The organism is Nitratidesulfovibrio oxamicus, assembly GCF_015731765.1.
GTDB lineage: Bacteria > Desulfobacterota > Desulfovibrionia > Desulfovibrionales > Desulfovibrionaceae > Cupidesulfovibrio > Cupidesulfovibrio oxamicus.
Genome location: NZ_VRYY01000316.1, coordinates 1 through 3,007, shown reverse-complemented (window position 1 = coordinate 3,007; position 3,007 = coordinate 1). Strand labels below are relative to the sequence as shown.

1 protein-coding gene and 1 rRNA gene are annotated in these 3,007 nt (G+C 65.2%); both read left to right on the top strand.

Annotated elements, in window-relative coordinates; genetic code table 11:
- Nucleotides 1-413 precede the first annotated feature (413 nt).
- On the top strand, nt 414-2,243 hold the full coding sequence (locus FVW20_RS11055) for a LysM peptidoglycan-binding domain-containing protein (RefSeq protein ID WP_196609607.1): 1,830 nt from the start codon (nt 414-416) through the stop codon (nt 2,241-2,243).
- 578 nt (nt 2,244-2,821) lie between these two features.
- Nucleotides 2,822-3,007: ribosomal RNA gene (locus FVW20_RS11050) — 16S ribosomal RNA — on the top strand; the annotation flags it as partial.

Here is a 3,007-nt window from a genome sequence, read left to right as displayed (position 1 = left end):
CGCGCGGGGCATCGCCGCGTCCACCCTCGCGTTCGCCGGGCCGACCCGTGGGGCGGCCATCCTTGCGGTTGCGGTTGGCGGAACGGGAACGGCTGTCACGCGTATCGTCGTTGCGGGCATCGCGCGGCGCGTCGTCGCGCGCGTCGGTGCCCCAAAGGGGGTGCTTCTTGGGCATGTGTCGCTTTCGCCCGGATGGGCGCGGGTAGACGGGTTGCGTTGGATGGGCGGCATGAGGTAGGGTCGGGATGCCGCATACACCGCAGGTACCCTTGAACGTGCTTCCACGCAAGGGGCCACGGTGCCGCACTCGCCGGGCCGACAGGCGCCGGGACCAGCCGGAACGCGGCGCACGACCCGACACACGCTCCTTTTCGCGGCCTTCTTCCGCCGCTCCCAACACATCCGGAATATCCATGCAGCGAACCAGACTCCTGTCCTCTGCCCTGCGCGCGCGCCGTGCCGTCCGGCACGTGCTTGTGCTTGTGGCGGTGGCGTTGTTGGCCGCCGGCTGCGCGCCCAAAAAGAACCTGTCCCCCAGCCAGCAGGCAGAGGCCTGCCCGGCACCGTCTGCCGCCACTGCTTCCGCCGCAGAACCCGAAGAGGTGGTGGAACTGCCCATTCCGCCCGCCGACGACGGCGTGCCCTTTACCCCGCAGGAATGGGCGGCCCTCAACTCCACCGGCGAACTGGACAAGGACCTCACCCCGGAGGCCCGGCGCGACGTCGAACTGCACTTCAAGTATTTCACCCACCGCGCGCGCGGCACCTTCGAACGCTACCTGAAGCGTTCGCAGAACTACCTGCCGCACATCCGCGAAGTGTTCCGCCAGCAGGGCATTCCCGAAGAAATCGCCTACCTCGCCATCGTCGAAAGCGGTTTCAATCCCAACGCCGTGTCTTCGGCGGGTGCGGCCGGAGTGTGGCAGTTCATGCCGTACACCGGCATGCGCTACGGGCTGTCGTACAACTGGTGGATGGACGAGCGGCGCGACCCGTACAAGTCGGCCCGCGCGGCGGCGGATTATCTGCAAAAGCTGTACGGCGACTTCGGTGACTGGCGCCTGGCCATGGCCGCGTACAACGCGGGCGAGGGCAAGATTTCGCGGGCGCTGGAGGGCACGGGGGCCGAAGATTTCTTCGACCTGCGCGCCAAGAACCACATGCTCGACGGCAAGGCCCAGTTGAAGGACGAAACGCGCCAGTACGTGCCCCGGTTCATCGCCGTGGCCAAAATCATGCGCAACCTGGAATCCCTGGGCTTTCAGGCCCCGGACTACAGCTGCGCGCCCAAGCTTGAAGCCCTGCGCGTGAAGCCCGGCACCGACCTGCTGGCCCTGGCCCAGGCCATGGGCCAGAACTGGAACGACTTTTCGGCCAACAATCCCGCCTTCCGACGCTACATTTCGCCGCCGGACGCCCACGCCACCGTCTATGTTCCCCCCATGCATCTGGAGGCGGCAGCCGCCTTCCTGGCCAAACCGCAACAGCGCAACTACGCGGGCTGGCGGGTGTACAAGGTGCGGTCGGGCGATACGCTGGGCCAGATCGGCAAGCGTTGCGGCGTGCCCGTTGCGGTGCTGAAGCAGGTCAACAAGTCCAGCGGCAAGCTGAAGGTGGGGCAGGAACTGATGATCCCCGGCGGGGGGGGGATGTCCGACTTCACCGCGCAGGCGGAGCCGCCTTCGTCCAGGTCGGGCAAGGCGTCCAAGTCGGGCAAGCCCGATCGGTCAGACAGGACGCCCGTGACCAGTACCCGCGTCATCGCCGAGCGCCGCGCCAGCTATATCGTGAAACAGGGCGACACCCTGTACGGCATCGCCAAGGCCCAGGGCAGCAGTGTGGAAACCCTGCAGAAGGCCAACGGGCTATCCGGCATCGCCCTGCAACTGGGGCAGAAGCTGTACATCCCCGACGCCGGGGCAGAGGCTACGGCCATCGCCCGGCAGGAAGCGGAGGCCGCCAACAAGGCCATTGTTGCCAGCGCGTCGCGCGGGGGCGCCGAACGGGCATCCGCGCCCGTGTCCGTGGCTGCCGCGTCCAAGGGGGCTGCCGCCAAGCCCGCCGCCCAATCCTCCGCGCCGCTGGGCCGGGCCATCGTGTACAAGGTGCAGGAAGGCGACACCATGTGGGCCATTGCCCGCAAGTTCAACGTGCCGCCCAAGGAGCTGCTGCGCTGGAACAACCTGGAGCGTGATGCGCAGTTGAAGCCCGGCGACCAGATCACCGTGCACGCCGCCCAGTAGCGTCGGTCGGCAGCGCACGGACAGCGCCCCCGGAGCCGTCCGATGACGATGCCTGATAGCGGTGCGCAACAGCATGCGTGCATCAGCGCCCCGGCCTTGCCGGGGCGCTTTCGTTTGGTCGGGGCATTTCTTTTTGGCGGCGCAAAGCCACGGCTGGTGCGGGTAGAAGCGGACACGCGAAAATAAAATCAACGGGCTGACGAAAAACCTGTTGACGCCGGGTGGGGAAGCGCATAGATACCCCCTTCGCCGCAACGAACTGCGTTCGACGCGGCCTGCTCTTTCAGCCGGATCAATATGTTGGCGCTTTCCTGATCCCCTCGCGGGGTTCACGGGGTCTTCGAGAAAAAAACGAAGAAAACGAAAAAAAGCGGTTGACACCTGGCGGGGCGCTGGGGCATACATGCTCCTCGCCGCGACGGGAAGCCCCGGCGGGGCGACGGGCCGCAGGATGCTGCGGTTCACGGAATCGGTTCTTTGACAAGTAAATAGCGAGTCGGGAAGGAATCAGCCTTTACGATAAGTAATCAATCGTACGGGTGCCTCAATTACGAGGTGTTCGTGCGACTTCAGTTTTTCAACTGGAGAGTTTGATTCTGGCTCAGATTGAACGCTGGCGGCGTGCCTAACACATGCAAGTCGTGCGTGAAAGGGCTTCGGCCTGAGTAAAGCGGCGCACGGGTGAGTAACGCGTGGATGATCTGCCCATGAGTTGGGAATAACGGCTGGAAACGGTCGCTAATACCGAATACGCTCCGATTTCA

What these genes read in the sequence shown, in the direction of transcription:
- FVW20_RS11055 (WP_196609607.1), top strand. Translation starts at nt 414, where the DNA reads ATGCAGCGAACCAGACTCCTGTCCTCTGCCCTGCGCGCGCGCCGTGCC.